The 20,267-nt window shown below is 44.4% G+C and carries 15 protein-coding genes; 8 read left to right on the top strand and 7 right to left on the bottom strand.

What is annotated here, in order from left to right; translation table 11 throughout:
* Positions 1 to 21: 21 nt before the first annotated feature.
* The 5 genes from KNO90_RS10930 to KNO90_RS10910 all read right to left on the bottom strand — a co-directional run bounded on the left by KNO90_RS10930 (position 22) and on the right by KNO90_RS10910 (position 6,355).
* Positions 22 to 456: a GNAT family N-acetyltransferase gene (locus KNO90_RS10930; RefSeq protein ID WP_214742502.1), complete on the bottom strand. Its 435-nt coding sequence runs from the start codon at positions 454 to 456 to the stop codon at positions 22 to 24.
* On the bottom strand, positions 453 to 1,310 hold the full coding sequence (locus tag KNO90_RS10925; protein WP_215113593.1) for an MBL fold metallo-hydrolase: 858 nt from the start codon (positions 1,308 to 1,310) through the stop codon (positions 453 to 455). The genes KNO90_RS10930 and KNO90_RS10925 overlap by 4 nt, the downstream gene beginning before the upstream one ends.
* Positions 1,298 to 2,053: a P-loop NTPase family protein gene (locus tag KNO90_RS10920; RefSeq protein WP_214742500.1), complete on the bottom strand. Its 756-nt coding sequence runs from the start codon at positions 2,051 to 2,053 to the stop codon at positions 1,298 to 1,300. Before KNO90_RS10920 ends, KNO90_RS10925 begins: the two co-directional genes overlap by 13 nt.
* 2 nt (positions 2,054 to 2,055) lie before the next feature.
* Positions 2,056 to 5,223, bottom strand: a complete 3,168-nt coding sequence (locus KNO90_RS10915; RefSeq protein WP_215113592.1) for an EAL domain-containing protein — start codon at positions 5,221 to 5,223, stop codon at positions 2,056 to 2,058.
* Between the two features lie 139 nt (positions 5,224 to 5,362).
* A complete protein-coding gene (locus tag KNO90_RS10910) occupies positions 5,363 to 6,355 on the bottom strand; it encodes an LLM class flavin-dependent oxidoreductase (RefSeq protein ID WP_215113591.1) in 993 nt (330 codons plus the stop codon).
* A gap of 261 nt (positions 6,356 to 6,616) precedes the next feature.
* Here KNO90_RS10910 and KNO90_RS10905 point away from each other — a divergent pair, with 261 nt between their 5' ends.
* Together KNO90_RS10905 and KNO90_RS10900 are read left to right on the top strand one after the other, a co-directional pair.
* Positions 6,617 to 7,990: a YjiH family protein gene (locus tag KNO90_RS10905; protein WP_215113590.1), complete on the top strand. Its 1,374-nt coding sequence runs from the start codon at positions 6,617 to 6,619 to the stop codon at positions 7,988 to 7,990.
* Positions 7,991 to 8,063: 73 nt separating this feature from the next.
* Positions 8,064 to 8,714, top strand: coding sequence for a C39 family peptidase (locus tag KNO90_RS10900; protein WP_215113589.1), 651 nt, complete (start codon positions 8,064 to 8,066; stop codon positions 8,712 to 8,714).
* Here KNO90_RS10900 and KNO90_RS10895 read toward each other — a convergent pair.
* A complete protein-coding gene (locus tag KNO90_RS10895; protein ID WP_215113588.1) occupies positions 8,680 to 9,504 on the bottom strand; it encodes a hypothetical protein in 825 nt (274 codons plus the stop codon). The genes KNO90_RS10900 and KNO90_RS10895 overlap by 35 nt on opposite strands.
* A 92-nt stretch (positions 9,505 to 9,596) precedes the next feature.
* Between KNO90_RS10895 and rluF the strand changes: the two genes are divergently transcribed.
* The 3 genes from rluF to KNO90_RS10880 all read left to right on the top strand — a co-directional run bounded on the left by rluF (position 9,597) and on the right by KNO90_RS10880 (position 14,485).
* Positions 9,597 to 10,307: a 23S rRNA pseudouridine(2604) synthase RluF gene (rluF, locus tag KNO90_RS10890; RefSeq protein WP_215113587.1), complete on the top strand. Its 711-nt coding sequence runs from the start codon at positions 9,597 to 9,599 to the stop codon at positions 10,305 to 10,307.
* A gap of 407 nt (positions 10,308 to 10,714) precedes the next feature.
* Positions 10,715 to 12,580, top strand: a complete 1,866-nt coding sequence (htpG, locus tag KNO90_RS10885) for a molecular chaperone HtpG (protein ID WP_215113586.1) — start codon at positions 10,715 to 10,717, stop codon at positions 12,578 to 12,580.
* Between the two features lie 117 nt (positions 12,581 to 12,697).
* Entirely contained in the window at positions 12,698 to 14,485 is a 1,788-nt protein-coding gene (locus tag KNO90_RS10880) for a DUF262 domain-containing protein (protein WP_215113585.1), read from the top strand.
* 147 nt (positions 14,486 to 14,632) lie between these two features.
* Here the strand turns inward: KNO90_RS10880 and KNO90_RS10875 are convergent, their stop codons facing one another.
* Complete coding sequence (locus KNO90_RS10875; protein ID WP_211781990.1) at positions 14,633 to 15,907, bottom strand: DNA cytosine methyltransferase; 1,275 nt, start codon at positions 15,905 to 15,907, stop codon at positions 14,633 to 14,635.
* Positions 15,908 to 16,073: 166 nt separating this feature from the next.
* On the opposite strand from KNO90_RS10875, the gene KNO90_RS10870 reads away from it, so the two are divergent.
* From KNO90_RS10870 to ahpF, 3 genes are all read left to right on the top strand, one after another.
* On the top strand, positions 16,074 to 17,807 hold the full coding sequence (locus KNO90_RS10870) for a hypothetical protein (protein WP_215113584.1): 1,734 nt from the start codon (positions 16,074 to 16,076) through the stop codon (positions 17,805 to 17,807).
* A 334-nt stretch (positions 17,808 to 18,141) separates the two neighbouring features.
* A complete protein-coding gene (gene ahpC, locus KNO90_RS10865) occupies positions 18,142 to 18,705 on the top strand; it encodes an alkyl hydroperoxide reductase subunit C (RefSeq protein ID WP_015880295.1) in 564 nt (187 codons plus the stop codon).
* 11 nt (positions 18,706 to 18,716) lie between these two features.
* The gene (gene ahpF / locus KNO90_RS10860; RefSeq protein WP_215113583.1) at positions 18,717 to 20,240 is read left to right on the top strand and encodes an alkyl hydroperoxide reductase subunit F; all 1,524 of its coding nucleotides are present in this window, start codon (positions 18,717 to 18,719) and stop codon (positions 20,238 to 20,240) included.
* The last annotated feature ends 27 nt before the right edge of the window (positions 20,241 to 20,267 follow it).

The following is a 20,267-nucleotide window of genomic DNA, read 5'->3' as shown; positions in this document are numbered from 1 at the left end:
AAGGCGACCTCGTGTCGCCTTTTATAGTTCCTTCATCATCATGTAATAATCTGACCCCGGTGGATAGTCCGGCAACACTCCTGCGACTGTATAGCCGAATCGCTCATAAAAAGGTTTCGCTTGAAATGAGAACGTCGTCAGCTTCACACGCGTTGCACCGAGCGACTTCGCTAACGCCTCCCCTTCTCGAAGCAATTGACTACCGATGCCTTGACCATGAAAGTCTGCATCGACCCAAAGGCGGTCTAAATCGAACCATCCCCAATACACGCTCCCATACAAGCCGGCGATCATTCGTCCTTCTTGCTCGACTTTCAACTGAATAGTCGGCACGTGCGCCTTGCGAATGTCACGATGATGTGTCGAGTGGACATTGTTATAATCGCGCAGCTTTCCAGTTAAAAACTGTTGGAACGACTCGTTCTCCTCGTGAATTCTTTTGATGATATGTGTCATTTCCTCACCGTCCCATTCACAAAAAACGAAATCAATTCCTCCTCTTCATCGTTGATCTCACGATTGACGAGCGAAGCGTATGATTGCGTGATTTTATCACCATTTCCCGGGAAATCTCTAGAAATGGTGGCGATTCTTCTTAATGCCAGACAATCTTCTGCGAACGCTTCACGACTCACCATCTCACCGTGTGACCAGACAATCTGTTGGGCATCAAACGCCTCCAATAGATCCAACAACCGAAGGGTTTCTTCCGGAGTCATTCGCCGTGTCGGAGAATAGATGTCCGCGTATAACGCGTCTCCTAAAAATAGAACCCGCTCTTCTACGACATACAGGACAACCGCATCTTTTGCATGGTCTCCTCCTACATGCTGTAACACGACGTGAACGCCACCAAGGTCGAGCGTCAGCGACTCTTGAAACGTTAGCGTGGGCAACACGATTTTGATATCGCGCGTATCTCCATACTCTTCTCGGATCGCCTGGGCACAAAACTCGATTTCAATCCTTTTCTCCACCCGTTCATCGAGAGAAGCATCATCCCAAGCATACGGAATGAGTTTCTCCATCCCTTGTTTTGTTGCCTCACTTGCAATAGAAACCATCCCTGCAAGCGCAGGTAAACCAAAGATATGGTCCCAATGCCAATGCGTCAATGCGACCATCGAAGGCGCGCGGAGGCCTTGTTTCTCTAGCTGTTCTAAAAAGAATGATGCGTGCGACACGGAATTACCCGCGTCAATGAGTAGGGTAAGCGTATCGCCGACAACCGCACCGAGAATCGGTCGGTCTGTGCGGTCGACCGGTGTCATATACCAAAAACGATCCGAATGTTTAATCAAGGTTTGCATGAACGAACAGACTCCTCTTCCAATATATTCGTTAATTCTTCGAATGAACGTCGCTCATCGTTTTGAATCTGAACGTGGTGAAGCGGGAGTCGTTCCAGTAGTTCGAGCTCACGACGCTGACGTTCCACTAAAATCTCAATCGTTCCGGCTACCCCCTCACGCCTATGGTTCACACCATAGGCACCGCTCGTATAATACTCGACAAAGCCACCTTGCCATTCCATCGGTCGTTCATCATATATGATTGGAAAAATGCGTGCGACGTCATTCAACGCCAAATAAACGACCATCGGATCAATCGGTTTTAGGATGTCCGCGATCTCTTGGACGTATGCTTCCATATCCGCTAACGGAACGTCTTGAGAAACCATTCCAATCGTGAAAGGATTTTGGAGCAACGCACATTCAAAGATGACGTCCTGTTCTTCCCCCTCTACCTTTTGAACATACCGTCGCCAGCGTTCGCACATGATTCGTGCGTGAAGGGCGAAAGGTAGCTCGTAGACGTCCGTTCCGACACGTTCTTCGCCATCATCATAACGGACGAGCCATCCCCCCTCGATTTCATCGAGAATGCGACCAGTTGACGGTTTCTCCTCGACCCAATAGACATCATGCACATCTACCGGGTGTGACGCATCCACTTCCGAATAAAATTTACCATTACGTTTATCTTGTAGCATCTCGGCAAACGTAGATTTCCCACTTCCCGGTAATCCTTCAATTAGCCATAATTTCCCCATCTTCAAATCTCCTTATCTGAATATCCATCATACTGAAACCACTGATTTCCCCCATTGTTCTTTGCAATATACATCGCCGCATCCGCTTGTTGAAGAATCGAATCCACCTTTTCAATCGGTTGCGCCGTACTCACCCCCACACTTGCCGTGAGATGGACAACTTCTCCGTTTGACGCAACTATTTCCCGGGAAATTACATCATTCATTTCATGCACACCCGACGGTTTGCCCGCTTGCACGATCATATATTCATCGGCAGAGTAGCGGTACACCTGACCTCCAAATGTCTCCACGAACCCGCTTAATCGTTGAGCGAGTTCAATTAATAATTCATCGCCAATCAAGTAACCATATTGATCGTTAATCCGCTTAAAATCATCGATATCAACTAACATCAATGTGAGTGTATTCGAGCGTTGCGTCTGCTTAAATAAGTCTGTCATCAGCGTGTGACGGTTACATAATTTCGTCAATGGATCTTGTGTTGCGATGCGAATCATTTCACGTTGCTTACGCTCTTTTCGAATCCCGTTCTCTAACCATCTTGCGAGCAATCGTACCGTATCACTCAACTCTTGAAGCGTGTCCCCGTCCAATTGATCATTTAAATTGCCTTGCTCCGCTAGTAAAACAATCCAGCCATATACTTGATGTTTATGTGTCAATGGGAAACTAACCATCGTCGTGAACTCGACTCCATCCACAATCAGTTCCCCTTCTTGCAACGTTTGCGATCCGACCGTTGTCAATTGATGAAGCGCGCGCAGATTTTCCTCTTCCCAGTTCAGGTGAGATACCCCGTTCCCAACAAGTAGACGGTGCGGTGGTTCAATCGAAAAGATGACCGCATGTGAATAACCAATCCAGTCCAATAGAATTTCTTGAACGCGTGCCAATTGATCCTTGAACGGCATACGAAGTGCTGTCGCTTCATACAACGCCTCTATCGTTTGCTGACGATTCATTTGTCGTCGAGCGGATTCGGTATGTTCAATTTCTGTCATCACCCAATGTGTGAACGTTTCTAGCGTTCGCAGGTTCTCTTCGGTAAACGTTCTCGCCTGGCCATCCACTACACAGAGTGTCCCGATGACATGACCTTGTTTCGTCCGTAGCGGCACACCTGCATAAAATCCAATTCGTCCGAGCCATGGACTATCACTTTCAATCGCTTCTGCTGCGACATCCTCAATCACGACCGGACGTTCCGATGTGACGACCCGATTACATAGCGTCCACTCTCGCTTCAAGTGAGCCGATTCGAGGTCGATACCGACACACGATTTAAACCATTGTTGGTCCGTCGTCATGATGGAGATGAAAGCGACCGGCATCTGAAAAGTTTGCGCGATCAACCGGGAGATGCGATCAAATCGTTCCTCTTGGGGCGTATTTAAAATCTCCAGTCGTAATATGGCTTTAAGTCGTTGCATCTCATGTGCATCCAAAGAAGGATTCAGCATCTGGGACGGTTGTTCGATTCTTGCCAACATCGTCTGGTGGGAATACAAGAGTTCAAGCGCGCCATCTAAATCATCAAGGGTCATTGGACGACTGAAGAAATACCCTTGAATCTCATCACAGCCAAGTTGACGTAAAATCCGATATTGCTCTTCCGTCTCAACCCCTTCGGCCGTCACGTCTAACTCTAATTTTTTGGCGAGTGAGACAATCAGTTTGACGATTTCATACTCTTTGAGCCCACTTTCCTGGTCAAGTTGTGCCACAAACGAGCGATCGATTTTAATCCCATCGATTTCGAAGAGCTTCAAGTAATTCAAAGAAGAGTAGCTCACCCCAAAGTCATCAATTAACAATCGGAATCCTTGCTGCTTTAACGACTCGACCGTTTTGATGGCTGCGACCGGTTCATGCATCAAGGTGTGTTCGGTCACCTCAAACTCAAATTGCTCCGGTCGAAGGAAGTAAGAGGAAATAATGGATACCAACTCATTCATATGATGTTCATGGAATAAGTTCGGTGACACGTTCACAGCCACACGACGACCTTCAAATTGTTCAGGATGTGAAGACACGTCCTGACATACTCGGTTCATGACGAACCGTGTCACGTCTTCGATTAGTAAAGATTGCTCGGCCACGCGAATGAATGTTTCTGGAGAGACGAATCCGAGAACCGGACTTTCCCAACGAATGAGTGCCTCAAAATGAATCGAACCGTCCATCGATACTTTCGGTTGATACACCATGTATAACTCATTTTGTTTTAGTGCTTTTACTAACTCTGCTTCAATCATCACTTCATCGATGTAGCGTTGCACATACTCGTCATGTTCATATAAACGAATCGTTTGATTTCCTGTCTGACGTGCTTCTAATAGAGCGGTCGAAGCGTTCATGATGATGCGGTCAGCATCCGTCGTGCCGGCACCGATTCCGATACAACTCGATAATGGAAATTCCGCATCTGCCACCTGATAAGAGTGACTGGCAATCACGTCGAGCAGATGCTCGGCATACATATACGCCGTCTGAATGGGGACGTGGGGCAACACGGCGATAAAGTCCTCACCGTCTACCCGACCGATGATCGAACCTTTCGGAAGCGTATTCGCCAATTGACGCGTAATGTCTTTGATCAATTGATTGGAGCGTTCTACTCCTTGGAGTGACATCATCATCTTGAAACGATTGATGTGAAGCCGCATCACGCTCGTCTCTTCTGTGCTCTTTTGTTCGAACAATTGATCAAGTTCTAATTTGACTTTCATCAGGTTCGGCATACCCGTCAAATAGTCGATATGCTCGATGCTTCGCAATAGTTTAATCTCCGCTTCCTCTGACAAATCTGTCGTCAAACTGAGTACGTAACGAACAAGACCAGTCTCATCCTCGATCGGCACGAGCATCGAGGAGGCGAAGCGGGCCGTATTGGAGTCGATGTTCATTTGCGACATGAAATAGACCGGTTCCCCCGTTTCGGCAACTACATCATAATGCTCGATGAGTTCATCAGCCACTTCCGAGCGATACATCTCATGTAAATAACGGCCTTCTACATCACTCGGAAGCGAAGAGGCCACTTTCCCCTGCTCGCTCACACTCACGTAGCGATAGCCTTCCTCTGTCACTTCCATTAGAAATACCATCCGATACAAGCGTGTGAACAGCTCGAATAGATAATATGGGTCGCCTTTCATCCGTTGCATCGTATCCCTCCACCTGTCCCTTTTTCTTATAGTGTAGTTGGTTTCGCCCTAATGATGGAGAAAACCTTTGAAAAAATGGGGAAACGTTTTTCTCTTATAGAAAAAACACCTTCTCGTACTTGAGAAGGTGTTCTCAGGGTTAAAGCAATTCGTTCGCCAAGAGACGATAGACGTTCAAGCGATCTTTTTGCTTATGCTGGATGCTACAAATCATCGCCTCATCGAAACCGTAACGCTCCGATTCATCTCGTAACTGTTCCGCGATTTGTTTTGGTGTCCCCACGAGGTGAATGGCTCGGTTGTTGGCGATGTGAATTTTATCGACCTCCGTGAGCGGATAGTCGTGGGCCGCTTCCGGACTCAACAATTGTCTCAATTGACCACGCATCAAGAAGAGCCGTGACAAATCAGAAGGTCGAGCCAAATATTCCGCTTCTTCTTCCGTCTCTGCCGTCGTGACCAAATACGTGACGCTGATGTCCGGTTTCTCCATAAAATCAGACGGCGTGAAATGACGACGGTACGTGTCGAGCGTATCGGCACTTAGTTCACCATTAAAAAATTGAGCAAACGAATAGCCGAGCCCCATTCGTCCGGCTTGCACGGCGCTGTTCCCACTCGAACCGAGTAACCATGCTTCCGGAAGCGTAACGCCTGTCGGTGCTGCTGGCGTGTTCTTATACCATCTCTCTTCAGGTGCTTCATCTTTGATCAATTGAAGCGTCGTATCGAGTTTCTCGTAAAGCCCGTCCATCATCGGCTTTTGCCCTTGTGACATCGCATAGATCGCATTCGCATCACCGCCTGGCGCGCGTCCGACCCCAAAGTCGATCCGTCCTGGGGCAAGCGCACTGAGCGTCTTGAATACTTCCGCCATTTTGAGCGGCGAGTAGTGCATCATCATGATGCCGCCGGATCCGAGGCGAATCTTGTTCGTTTTGGCCGCCAAGTACGCCGTGATGACTTCAGGAGCCGAACTGGCGAACGACATGCCACCATGGTGCTCCGCCATCCACATGCGGTAATATCCTAACTCTTCTGCGACTTGTGCGAGCTCGACCGCGCTGTTCAGCGCATGTTCTCCTGTATGACCTGACGTGACCGGCGCCTGGTCTAACACACTCAATCTCATCATGCATTCTCCTATCTCTATAATGAAGTTTCTAAATATCTTGAATTTGTTGGACTCGCCGTCATCATACTAAATGCTTCAACGGAATACGAATGTTTTGCCTAGTGTATAACCCTATATTTTTCAGAAAATTTACGCATGTTGTTGATAGCATCAGGTCCCGTTTTTTATACTAGAAAAGAAATACGTTTCAAGAACAGCTGGATGTGTAATGGGGATACATAGACAGCACAAACACTTCGGGGAAATGGGGAATGCATCATGAATGGTTTATCAACACCAGACGGAAAGAAACCTTCTTTTTCGAGTCGAGACTTTTTCAAGTTCTTGATTCCATCACTCATCGGGATCATGTTTTTCATCGTGCCCATCTCATCAGAAGAAGGCTTCACGATTCCGGTCGCCTTCTTATCCAATCTATTGATTGACTGGATTGGGGATTACGTCCCGACACTCGCCGTCATCATGATGGGGATTTCGATTGTCGGCTCATTATTACTCTTTACGGCACGTCCTGCTTTTATGATGGAGCGCTCATCCATCAACGCACTGTTTAGCGTGACACCGTTTTGGTTCGTCATGCGCGTGATCGGTTTCATTGCCGGGGTCATGACGCTACTCACACTCGGACCAGAAATGATTACGTCAGAATTTACAGGGGGCTTATTGCTCTTTAACTTGATTCCAATCTTATTCGCGACATTCTTTTTTGCCGGTATGTTGTTACCGCTCTTATTGAACTTCGGACTTCTCGAGTTCGTCGGGACGTTCTTGATGAAGATCATGCGTCCGCTCTTCCGCTTGCCGGGGCGCGCCTCACTTGACTCGCTCGCTTCATGGGTCGGAGATGCGACGATTGGGATCCTGCTGACGACAAAACAGTACGAGGAAGGCTATTACACGAAACGGGAAGCGTCGATCATTGCGACGACATTCTCCGTCGTCTCCATCACCTTCACCATCGTCGTCTTACAGTATGTAAAACTCGACCAATACTTCTTGCCGTACTACGGCGCCATCGTCCTCTCCGGCTTGGCCGCAGCGCTCATCATGCCACGGATTTATCCATTGTCCAAAAAGGCAGATACGGCTTATGAGAAGACCGAGCTCAAACCGGAAGAAGAGGTGCCGGCGAACGTGTCACTCGGTAAGTGGGCGTTAATTCAGGCGCTACAAAAGTCACGTACGAGTAAAAGTTTTTTAGAGACACTCAAGGACGGCTTCAAGAACGTGCTCGATATGTGGATTGGTGTTCTTCCTGTCGTCATGGCCGTCGGGACGATTGCGGTCGTCATCGCAGAATATACGCCGTTCTTCACCATTCTCGGGAAACCGTTCGAGCCGATCTTGATGCTCCTTCAAGTTCCTGAAGCATCGGAAGCCGCTCAGACGATGGTCGTCGGTTTCGCCGATATGTTCTTGCCGGCCGTACTCGGAAGCGACATCGAGAGTGAATTGACTCGTTTTGTCATCGCTACATTGTCGGTTACCCAGCTCATCTATATGTCAGAAGTCGGGGGCTTGTTGCTCGGTTCAAAACTACCGATTTCATTCTTCGACCTCGTCTTGATTTTCTTGTTACGTACATTCATCACCCTTCCGATCATCGTCGGAATCGCGCATCTTGTCTTTTAACGAAAACGACGCCCTTTCTCTTTTATGAGATGGGGCGTCCTTTGTATACTAAAAGAAAAGGAGGGAGACCGAGATGGAGCACCCATTTGCAGGACAACTCGAGGTCGCGAACAACGGCTATGCCGGAATCATCGACCCAGAAGCTTATGTGAACGATCGTTATCACGGACGCTGGACATTAAAGCGCTCTGTACAGATTGAAGGCGTGCCCGTCTTGCTCCAACGTCAGTTCGAGAACGGGAAGAACAACTGTACGTTGACGTCCATCACTGCCATCTTCCGTTTCTATCGAGATCATGGGTATACGAACATCCCAGATGATGTGACACAGATCCAAGAAGATGTGCGCGAGATTGCCTTCAAGCATCATTTCAAAGACGAGAAAGGGACACCGCCGACTCAAATCGCCACCATCATCACGAAACTGTGGAAACGATACGGGTATGACGGTCGAGGCAGTTCACGCTATCTATGGAAATGGACGACGTTTGAGCGTGAGCTGAAAGCAGGTCGCCCGTTTGTGTTGAACATGGCGAACGGCTTCTATAAAAATCATTCTGTCACGGGAGTCGGCTACTTGCAGTTTGAAAAACGAGGGTTTCCTGACGTCATCTTGTTGGCCGTGCTCGACAACCGTTCGAAAGACGTGCGCTACATCGACTTCAACGAATTCAACTTTTGGGGTAGCATCACGCGTGTCCATCCGCCAGCCAATCGTCCATAATCGTTTCAATCGCTTGCCCGATTTTTAACAGGTGCTTGCGTTTCGCGTATGACCCGTAATGTAGCCCGTTTGAATCACGACCATTCCCGAGCCCGACGAACACTTCTGACGGCTTTATGTGGAGGCAAATCATCGGGATACCCGATTCATGACGTCCGATTTCATAGGTGATGGCAGGATACGCAGACAGTCTTCCGATTCTTGAAAAACCGCTAAAGGCACGACAATTGTCGCGCCCGAGTACGATGATACGGCTCGGATTGATATACGCAATCGTCCGTTCCAATAATTCAATTGAGGTCGGGTGTTCCATCCAGTCGCGCCCCGTCCTCATCTTCCCCATCTGTTCATACGTCGCAAACTTGAAAAAATCGACGTGGATGACAGCGGCTGGGTAATCATAAAACGAACGCCCCATCCCGTTAAGGAGTGCCTCGAGTTTGGCACCACCCGGTTTCCCGAACCAGCTCGTCGTCGCGCGACCCGACTCGAAATAGGCCGATGCCCGTTCGAGCGTTTGTTGCAGCGCCTCTTCATTTTCAAGGTAATCTTCAATCGAGAGCGTTTCCCGCCAATAGAACTTTTGGGTTTGCCCCGTTCTCGGTGTCCCGTCACGATGTAAAAACTCGCCGCGAGACGGATTCGTCCCGATGGTCAGCCATTGATTCGGACCAGGTCGACCGTACCAAAGGACAGGCGACGCCTCCGGAATCAGTTCTTTCCCGAACGGTGTATCACACAGTTCCTGCTGAAATCGGATCGCGTCTTGTAACAATCGTACTGCCTCCATGTCATCCCTCCTCTCCCGTTCGTTTCCCGCTTTCGAGAGTTTATAAAATGCGTTATAGTGAGAGGACGAAGCCAAACAAAGGACGTGTACACATGCGCATCAATAAATTTATCAGTGAATCAGGCAAGGCGTCCCGTCGCCAAGCCGACCGTCTCGTCGAAGAGGGACGCGTCACCATCAACGGGAAGAAAGCAAAAATCGGCGACCAGGTCAAACCGGGCGATGAAGTCCTCGTCAACGGTTCGGTCGCTCGGGTCGCACGAAACAACGTCTACATCGCCGTCCATAAGCCGGTCGGGATCACGAGTACGACAGAGAAGAAAGTAAAAGGGAACTTGGTCGACATGGTCAACCACCCACTCCGCATCTTCAACATCGGTCGTCTCGATAAAGACTCGGAAGGTCTCATCTTGATGACGAACGACGGTGATATCGTCAACGAGATTCTCCGTGCAGAAGGCGAGCACGAGAAAGAATACATCGTCTCGGTCGATAAGCCGATCACACCAGAGTTCGTCGAGCAGATGGAAGCTGGCGTCAAAATCCTTGGACAGAAGACGCTACCGTGTAAAGTCCGTCAGCTCTCGAAGTTCGACTTCAACATCACGCTCACGCAAGGACTCAACCGTCAAATCCGTCGGATGTGTGAGGCGCTCGGCTACGAAGTGTTCCGCCTCCAACGTGTGCGTGTCATGAACATCACGCTCGGAAAACTCCCGCCTGGACAATGGCGCGACCTTTCGAAAAAAGAGCGGGAGCAACTGTTCCGCGAATTGAATTACGAACCGAAAGAATGGTACTAAAACAAGCCTAGACGCGCGTCTAGGCTTGTTTTTTATTCTGGTCGAAGTGATGCGACATAATCGGTCTCACGACGAGAGATACTCCTCACGTCCATTCGAGCATAAGAAAAGCCTCCCTTCGCTTGAAGGGAGGCTAGTTGTATACATAAAAAATGAGCACCTCTCACTAGAGGTGCTCTCGAAAGTCTACCGCGACGGACCACGCTCCACAACGTGCTCCTCAAGGGAATGTCCGCCGTCTTACATAGACCAGCTCATCGCATGTACTCAACTATATGTGAAACCTGCGTCCTCGTCAATCTTTTCTTCAATCTCGGTTGACATCTTCCTAAAAATTAGGATAATCAATAGTGTTAGCACTCTTTATACGAGAGTGCCAAAATACAGACGAAAAAGGGAGAACGATCATGACAAAGAAACAGTTTCAAACGGAATCGAAACGAATTTTAGAGTTGATGGTCCACTCAATTTATACACATAAGGACATCTTCTTGCGCGAGCTCATCTCGAACGCAAGTGACGCCATCGATAAGATGTATTATCGCGCCCTCTCCGACGAGGGCATCGAGTTCAACAAAGACGATTACTTCATCAAAATTGAACTCGACAAAGAAGCACGGACAATCACGATTCGCGACACGGGCATCGGGATGACAGAAGAAGAGCTTGAAACGAACCTCGGAATTATTGCAAAAAGCGGTTCACTCGCCATGAAACAGGCAACGAAGATGGAAGAAGACCATAGCCTCATCGGTCAATTCGGGGTCGGGTTCTATTCCGCGTTCATGGTCGCTGACCGTGTGACCGTGCGGACTCGCTCGATTGACAGTGAACAAGGATACGTATGGGAGTCAGAAGGCACAGACGGCTATTCGATTGAACCGACAGACAAAGCGGACATCGGTACAGAAATCACGCTCCACTTGAAGGCAGACACAGAAGACGATGCGTATTCGTCATTCCTTGAAGAGTATGAGATTCGCTCGCTCATCAAGAAACATTCGGACTTCATCCGTTATCCAATCAAACTCGATGTGACGAAACATCGTCAAAAAGAGGATTCAGAAGAGTATGAGGACTACAAGGAAGAAGAGACCGTCAACAGCATGGTGCCGATTTGGCGGAAGCGGAAGAGCGAGTTGACTGACGAAGATTACAAAGCGTTCTATCACGAGAAACGCTACGGCTTTGATGAGCCACTCAAGCACCTTCACTTGAACGTCGACGGGACGATTCGTTATCAATCAATCCTCTATATCCCGTCAACGGTTCCATTCGATTACTACACGAAAGAATTTGAGAAAGGGCTCGAGCTCTACTCGAACGGCGTGTTGATCATGGAGAAGTCACCCGACCTCTTGCCGGACTACTTCGGCTTTGTTAAAGGGATGGTCGACTCAGAAGACCTCTCTCTCAACATTTCCCGTGAAATGTTGCAGCAGGACCGCCAGCTTCGCGTGATTGCGAAGAACGTGAAATCGAAAATCAAAGGCATGCTCGAGAAGATGCTCCAAAACGAGCGGGAGGACTACGAGAAGTTCTACGAGTCGTTCGGTCGCCAATTGAAGTTCGGCGTGTACGACCAGTTCGGCGCAGCCAAAGACGAATTGAAAGACTTGATTCTGTTCCATTCTTCTCATGAGAAGAAACTCGTCTCGCTCAAAGAGTACGTCGAGCGGATGAAAGAAGATCAGAAGTATATCTACTATGCGACAGGCGAATCGATTCATCGCATCGACCTCTTGCCACAAGCAGAACGATTAAAAGAAGAAGGATACGAGATCCTCTACTTCACAGAAGAGATTGACGAGTTCGCGATCAAGATGCTTCAGTCGTACGACGACAAAGAGTTTAAATCGATTGCGAGCGGCGACCTCGGTCTCGATGACGCGGAAGCGAAATCGCTCAACGAAGACAACCAAGACCTATTCGCCTTCATGAAAGAAGAACTCGGGGACCGCGTCAAAGAAGTGCGTGCCTCGACACGCCTCAAATCACATCCGGTCTGCTTGACGGTCGCGGGTGATGTCTCGATTGAGATGGAGAAGATTTTGAACGCGATGCCAAACGGTGGTGGTATGAAAGCGGAGAAGGTACTCGAAGTGAACGCTGACCACGCCATCTTCCAGACACTCCAACGTGTGTATAAAGAAGATGAAGCGAAAGCGAAACAGTATACAGACCTCTTGTATCAACAAGCCCTCCTCATTGAAGGGTTACCGATTGAAGATCCGGTAGCGTATTCGAATGCGGTGTGTGCGTTGATGGGCTAAATAAAACAGATTATAAATAGGAGGTACTATATTACCTCCTATTTATTGGTTTTTTGTAGATCTAAATATTAAAAAATACTAAAATAGAGGTACATTTTAATATTTGGAGGCTGAGAAATGAAATATAAAACTGAGAGAATGAGCTTCAAAGAATTGGAAGATTCAGTAGAATTACCTAATTTCCAAAGAAGGTTAGTATGGTCACAGAAAGAAAAAAAAGCATTTATTGAAACTCTACATAAAGGATATCCTTTTGGTGCAATTTTAATATATAAATATAGCGACAGGGAGAAACTCTCTTTAATTGATGGTCTTCAACGTTACACCACTATGAAAGATTTCAAAAAAAATCCTGGGAAGTATATAGAATTTGACGAAGAGGTAGATAAGATTATTAAAGCAATTGACTTAAATAGTCTTCATCCAAAAACTTTACAAGAAGTCCAAAAGGGAATAAATTTAATCATTCAAGGTTTAATAGAGAATGATAAAATTTCTAAAAATAATGCTCTGTATTCGGAACTTACTACTATTCCATTAGTACAAAGTTCATTAAAGAGCGATTCTTTTATTATTTTGGGAACAATTCAAGATCACATAAAAGATAAAATATCAAATTTTTTAGATGTTTCTAAAGTCGAAATTCCTACAATCACTTTTTCAGGAAACGAAAACGAATTAGCTTCTGTCTTTGAAAATTTAAATCGCGGCGGCAAAAAGTTATCAAAATATCAAGTGTTTGCTGCACAATGGAGTAATTCAGAAGTTGTTCTTTCAGATAAACCTTTCAATCAAAAATTATTAGAATTAAATATTGAGCGATATAATGATTTGACATCCGAACGAGAAATTGAGATTACTAATTTCAATGAGAAAGATCTTCGAGAAAGCATGAAAATTAATTTCTCAGAATTTTGTTATGCTTTTGGAAAACTTATTATCGAAAAAATGCCCGTGTTTTGGACCACTCCTACAGAGGATTTGATCAATGAAATTGGTTATTCTTCATTAGCTATTACTTTAAACATTGAAAATAAAAATCTAAGTAAAATTATCGATGATAAAGAAATTTTCACAGCAAATTTTATAGAGGATTATATTGAAAAGGTACTTTCTATTTATTCAGAAATTAACAATCGTTTTGAGAAACGTTTGAGAATGCCCGGTGCTAAAAAAGTTGTTTATCAAAGTAAAAACGCAACAAACTTCCAATTATTATCTTTTTTCGGTTCTTTGTGGATTTCGAAGTATACTATAAACAAAGAAAATCGTATTGTCGAGACTTTACCTAAATACAGAAAAAACTATGATACTATCTTAAATAATTTTCTCGGGTATTATATTTACGATATAGTTACTTCTCGTTGGTCAGGAAGTGGAGATAGTAAATTAGACGAAATCGTTATAAAAAAATCTAATAGATATTCTACTCCGATTGAAAAGTCTACTTTAGAAACAGCACTTCTTTCATGGATTGAAGAAAAAAATTCTAAATATAATATTTTGTTTGATAATGTTACAAAATCTATATGCACAATTATTTATTCTTTTGATTCTGATCAATTTACAGAACAAAACTATGATTTTGAGCATATAGTTTCCAAAAACTTCTTAAACAAAATTGATAAAGCTAAAGGTGTACCTGGTGGCTCACTTGGTAATATTATGTTGTTGGATTCAAATCATAATCGTTCGAAACAGCAGCTGAGCCTCTATGAAAACTTGAAGTCTGGACAATCATTAGATAAAGCCTTCTTAGAGCTTCATATATATCCTGCTCAAGACAAATTAGATGCTATAAAGAAAGAGATTCTTGAAGGGAACAATAATCAAAATACTTTAAAACGTATGATTTCTACTCGTAGCAAGGATTTAATAAATGTATTAATTAATAAACTCTATTAATTAATAGTAACGCCAATTAACATAAATTTTGTTTAATATACCCATAAAAATTCATATTACATTAAGATTGTTAACATAATAAATAAAGTTTATCGTATTTTACATTCATTTTTATTTAAAAGAGGAGAGCTGGATAGCCCTCCTCTTTTAAATATCCAATGACAACTGTGCTTGTTGCTTATCTACTTCAATTTGGTGAGCAATTTCTTGCTTAGCCCAATCTGCAATTGGTTGTAAAACAGCTCGTGCTAATAGAACCGGGACTGCGTTTCCGATTTGTTTATATTGCTTATCTAGCCTATTATTTTTAGAGCTAACAGATGTGCTACTCCCATCATCAAATACCCACCAGTCTGGAAAAGTTTGAACTCTCGCCGATTCTCTGACACTCAATCGACGATTCTGAGTTCCTATCAATTCCCACTCATCTTTGCCTAACTTTTTCATTCTTTCCCCACCGGGCCACAACTGTGCTTGTCTACCTGATGCTTGAACTGTAAAAGCTTGATCGTTCCAATCCTTTTTACGATTACGCGATAAATAGATCGATGAAAAGTCGCCTTCATAAACGTCTTCCGGCCATTCTGGTAAATCACCAATAGCATCTTCAAGCGTTACATACGGTTTTCTGTCCGCTCCATGAGTAGGCTCCGGAAATTTGTATGAAAATTTAACGTCATCTCGAACGCCCACTATAAATACACGTTCTCTTATTTGTGGTACGCCATAATCTCTTGCATTCACCAATTTATACTGTATTTTATAGCCTGCAGAAGCAAAATCTTCTATGATCTGTCTAGCAACTTCACCTTTTCCTAATGTTAAAAGACCTTTCACATTCTCAGCTACAAACACTTTTGGTTTCGCTTGAATGATTGCACGAATAAAATGAATATATAAGAAGTTTCTTTCATCGTCGATTAGTCTCGGACCAGCTGCTGAAAATCCAGGACAAGGAAAACCACCTAAAATTACATCAGCATACGGAAAGTATTTAATTTTTCGTATATCTCGTGGATCCTGAACTGTGTGTTCATTATCAAAGTTTAACTTATAAGACCTTGCTGACTCTTTAAATAAGTCGTTTGAATAAATCGTCTGAAATATATTTTGCTTTCCTAATCTGTCAAAGTTACTTTTCGACTTATATACTTCTTCTAGAATGCTTGGAGTTTCTTGACTCGATACTAATCCAGCTAAATCAAACCCTAAATCTAAACCACCACAACCAGAAAACAGACTGACTACGTGAAATTTATGCTTTTCTCGCTTAATACTATTCAAAATTTCTTCATCTTTAGAAGATTGAATAATTCGACCAGACTCTTCTTTAATTTTTTCCATTAATACTTGCTTCACATCTTCGGATGAGTAGTCATTTGTGGGTCTAAATTTAGCTCTACCTCGTTCGTCAATTTTCATGTCCTCTCACCTCATCTTCTTCGCCGTTACATAATTTTCTCTTATTCATTAATCATAACTGACTCTATTCAAAATGGCCAGAGTTAAGTTTTTCCAAAAAATGAGGACCAAAACGATATAATAAACAATACAGTTTAGAGAAAATGTTAAATAGGAGAAATTCATAATGATGCAAAAGCAAAGAGGCAATCAACATGTATTAGAAGTGAAGTACTACTTATCAAAATTGATTAAAGGGGAACGCATTGATTTACACTCTTCTTCAGCTGCAACTGCAATGTATCTCTATAAAAAGCATTCTTCAATTACTTCAATACAAAGTAAGTTTGATACCCCAAACCCTGATCAACATCCTGACCTAACATTAACACTACATAAACACCAAGTACCATATCACCTCTTTAACTCAAAAACTGGAGATATCCAACCTCGGAATTTAGGTGGCAAAAGCTTCTTATCCAAATATTTTAATGATCCTCTTTTACAAGATAAATTTAACTCAACGTTAAACAGACTATATGAAGCCTTTTTCAAAAGTTTTTTAAGGTCAACTAACCAATATAAATCTCTAAAAGATTATCGTAATGAAGTACGTAAACAAAACATTACGTTTTCATCAAATGAAAAAGCTAGAATAGCTCGAAAAAACATTCTGTATTCATTAAGAGAAAGTACGTTAGAAATGTTTCAAGAACTTCTAAATAGTAATAATCAACAACAGGTGATTTCTGGATTAAATCTATTACTATTTCAAGGGGAGTCCATGTTAGTGTCGATTGAAAAGGCACCAGAGTTCCCTGTTCTCGAAAAGAAATATCAATTTGATCCTGACGCAAACATAATTTTGTTCCGTAAAGGCAATGCATCTATTGGTTTTACAGATGGAAATATCACATTGTATATCAGATTTAAATTCGAAAGTCAGCCCCATAGTCCTATCAAACTAACTACCGCTTTGTTTAACAATGAGTCTACAACTAACATTAACCAAGAACTAATTCGTAAGTTTGAAGATATTTGGACCCAACTTATTCATGAAACTAATGAAGTTAGATCGAATGATCCAAATAGTATTGGTAAAGTGAATGAAGCTCTCATTTATCACTATCTGCTCACTAATCAAGAGGCAATTATTTCTGATGAAAATTCAAAGGAACCTCGTCATTTAAATAACTTAAAGATATATGGTGAAAATTTAAAAAAAGATACACTAGAAAAATTAAAGTACGCATCAAAAGATGCTGTCGAATCAATTTTACTACCTAGTATTAAAGAAGAGTATTCAGAGTATAAAATCTCTTCAGTATCGCTCACCGATGATGCTTACAGACTAGATATTAAAGACAATTCAGATATAAAAATCACTTTAACTCCAAGGAATCCTAATTCTTCAGAAGTGAAATTAAAAGAGCTCTGTTACTCGTTAAAAGCAAATGCTAAATCAAATTCGATACCTGTAGTAAAGAATCCTGGATTTGGAACTATTTTAGGAGCAAACTACTTTAGAATTGGTGAAACGACTCAAGTGGCAAAAGAACTAAAAGGTCTTTATTTGGAAGGAAAGTTAACCCGAGAAGAGGTGCTAGAATCCGCAAATCAATATCTTGCTGATTCTCTGTCCAAAGCCTCAAAAGCTTGTTTAAAGCTTGGTGTATCAACAATCGTAGGAGATATACCTACACTTCATACTTTTTATGAAAGTAATTATGCAAAATTGTCTAAAATCGTTTCCTATGGAGAAGATCTTAGGTTTATTGCAAATCATCCAACGAAGATCAACAATGCGATTTTTTGGAATGAGGACAAAGAACAATTAATCATGCGCTTAAAATTTTCTGCAGGAGAGTCTCACGGATGGAGTAGTTTAAAATTAGCATGCACGTACAAAATTCAACCTTAATCGCTACTAGTGATTAAGGTTATTTTATTGATGTAATTGATAATCCTCCAATTTCCGACGAGAAAATGTATAACCCTTCCCAAAATATTTGTAACTATATTCATGCTGTTCATTTTTCAAAATAAGAAAAACGAGATAAAAATACCTATTTTTATGTAATCGTTTTCTTTGCTTTTATTAAGCCAAATACAGACAATCTACTGTTATGCCTTATATTTTCAAAGCATGCAAACGCCTTGACAATTTCAGCTCGTTATATGAAGTTAGTATTACATTATAATTATTCTAGTCGAGATAGAAACGCTAGAGTAAAAAAACAAGGAGGACATAACCCATGTCATTAATCGGCAAAGAAGTACTACCATTCAAAGCACAAGCATTCCAAACAGGTGAATTCCTCGAAGTTACAGAGAACGACCTCAAAGGCAAATGGAGCGTTGTCTGCTTCTACCCAGCTGACTTCACATTTGTCTGCCCAACTGAACTTGAAGACCTTCAAAACGAGTACGCTACACTTAAAAACCTCGGTGTAGAAGTATACTCTGTCTCTACAGACACACACTTCACACATAAAGCTTGGCACGAAACATCTGAGAAAATCGGAAAAATCGAGTACATCATGATCGGTGACCCATCACACGTCATCTCACGCAACTTCGACGTCTTGAACGAAGAAGACGGCCTCGCAGACCGTGGTACGTTCATCATCGACCCAGACGGTGTCATCCAAACTGTCGAGATCAACGCTGGCGGCATCGGCCGTGACGCGAGCACGCTCGTCAATAAAGTCAAAGCAGCACAATACGTACGCAACAACCCAGGCGAAGTCTGCCCAGCGAAATGGGAAGAGGGTTCTGAAACACTCCGCCCAAGCCTTGACCTCGTCGGTAAATTGTAAGGAGCGATTGCATGTTAGAAGCAGCGATTAAACAACAGCTCGACCAATATCTCCAGCTCATGGAGGGCGATGTCGTCCTCCGTGTGAGCGCTGGGGAAGACAAAGTCTCAAATGAGATGCTCGAGCTCGTCAACGAACTCGCCAGCATGTCATCACGCATCTCGGTCGAACGCGCGACACTCGAGCGTACACCGAGCTTTAGCGTGAACCGTCCATCTGAAGAGACAGGAATCGTCTTCGCGGGGATTCCACTCGGACACGAGTTCACATCACTCGTCCTCGCCCTCCTCCAAGTGAGTGGGCGCGCACCGAAAGTCGATGCGGACACAATCAAACAGATTCAAAACATCGAAGGCACGTATCACTTCGAGTCATACATCAGTCTCAGCTGCCACAACTGTCCTGACGTCGTGCAAGCGCTAAACGTCATGAGCGTCCTCAATCCGAACATCACCCACACGATGATCGATGGAGCCGCGTTCAAGGATGAAGTGGAAGCAAAAGAAATCATGGCTGTCCCGACGGTCTTCTTGAACGGCGAATCGTTCGGTAACGGACGGATGTCACTCGAAGAAATCTTGGCAAAACTCGGTACAGGTCCTGACGCCTCTGCGTTCTCGGACAAAGACCCGTACGACGTCCTCGTCGTCGGTGGTGGTCCAGCGGGTGCGAGTGCAGCTGTATACGTGGCTCGTAAAGGAATCCGTACCGGAATCATCGCAGAACGCTTCGGTGGTCAAGTGATGGACACGATGGGCATTGAGAACTTCATCGGTACCGCTTATACAGAAGGTCCAAAGCTTGTCGCAAGTCTTGAAGAGCACGTCAAAGAGTATGGCATCGACGTCATGAACCTCCAACGCGCGAAGCGTCTTGAGAAAAAGGACCTCGTCGAGATCGAACTCGAGAACGGTGCTGTCTTGAAGAGCAAGAGTGTCATCCTCTCGACTGGTGCACGCTGGCGTAACGTCAACGTCCCAGGTGAGGCGGAGTTCAAAAACAAAGGGGTCGCTTACTGCCCGCACTGTGACGGTCCTCTCTTCGAAGGGAAACGTGTCGCGGTCATCGGTGGCGGTAACTCCGGGATTGAAGCGGCCATCGACCTCGCAGGGATTGTCAAGCACGTAACGGTCCTCGAGTTCGCTCCTGAACTCAAGGCCGACCAAGTGCTACAAGACCGTCTCCACAGCCTCCCGAATGTGACTGTCATCACGAACGCTCAGACGACAGAAATCACGGGTACGGACAAAGTGAACGGGATCTCCTATGTGTCTCGTGAAACGAACGAGTCACATCACGTCGAATTGGAAGGCGTCTTCGTCCAAATCGGTCTCGTCCCGAACACGGACTGGCTCGACTTGGTCGAACGCAACAACTTCGGGGAAATCGTCGTCGACCGTCATGGCGCGACGAACGTCCCAGGTGTGTTCGCAGCAGGAGACTGCACGAACAGCGCCTACAAACAAATCATCATCTCGATGGGTTCTGGTGCGACAGCCGCACTCGGCGCCTTCGACTACATGATCCGCAACTAACACAAAGACTCGCCCTCTATCATGAGA

The organism is Exiguobacterium sp. s63 (assembly GCF_018617335.1).
Taxonomy (GTDB): Bacteria; Bacillota; Bacilli; order Exiguobacteriales; family Exiguobacteriaceae; genus Exiguobacterium.
Note: the sequence above shows the minus strand (reverse complement) of the source record. Positions and strands in the feature narration are given on the sequence as shown.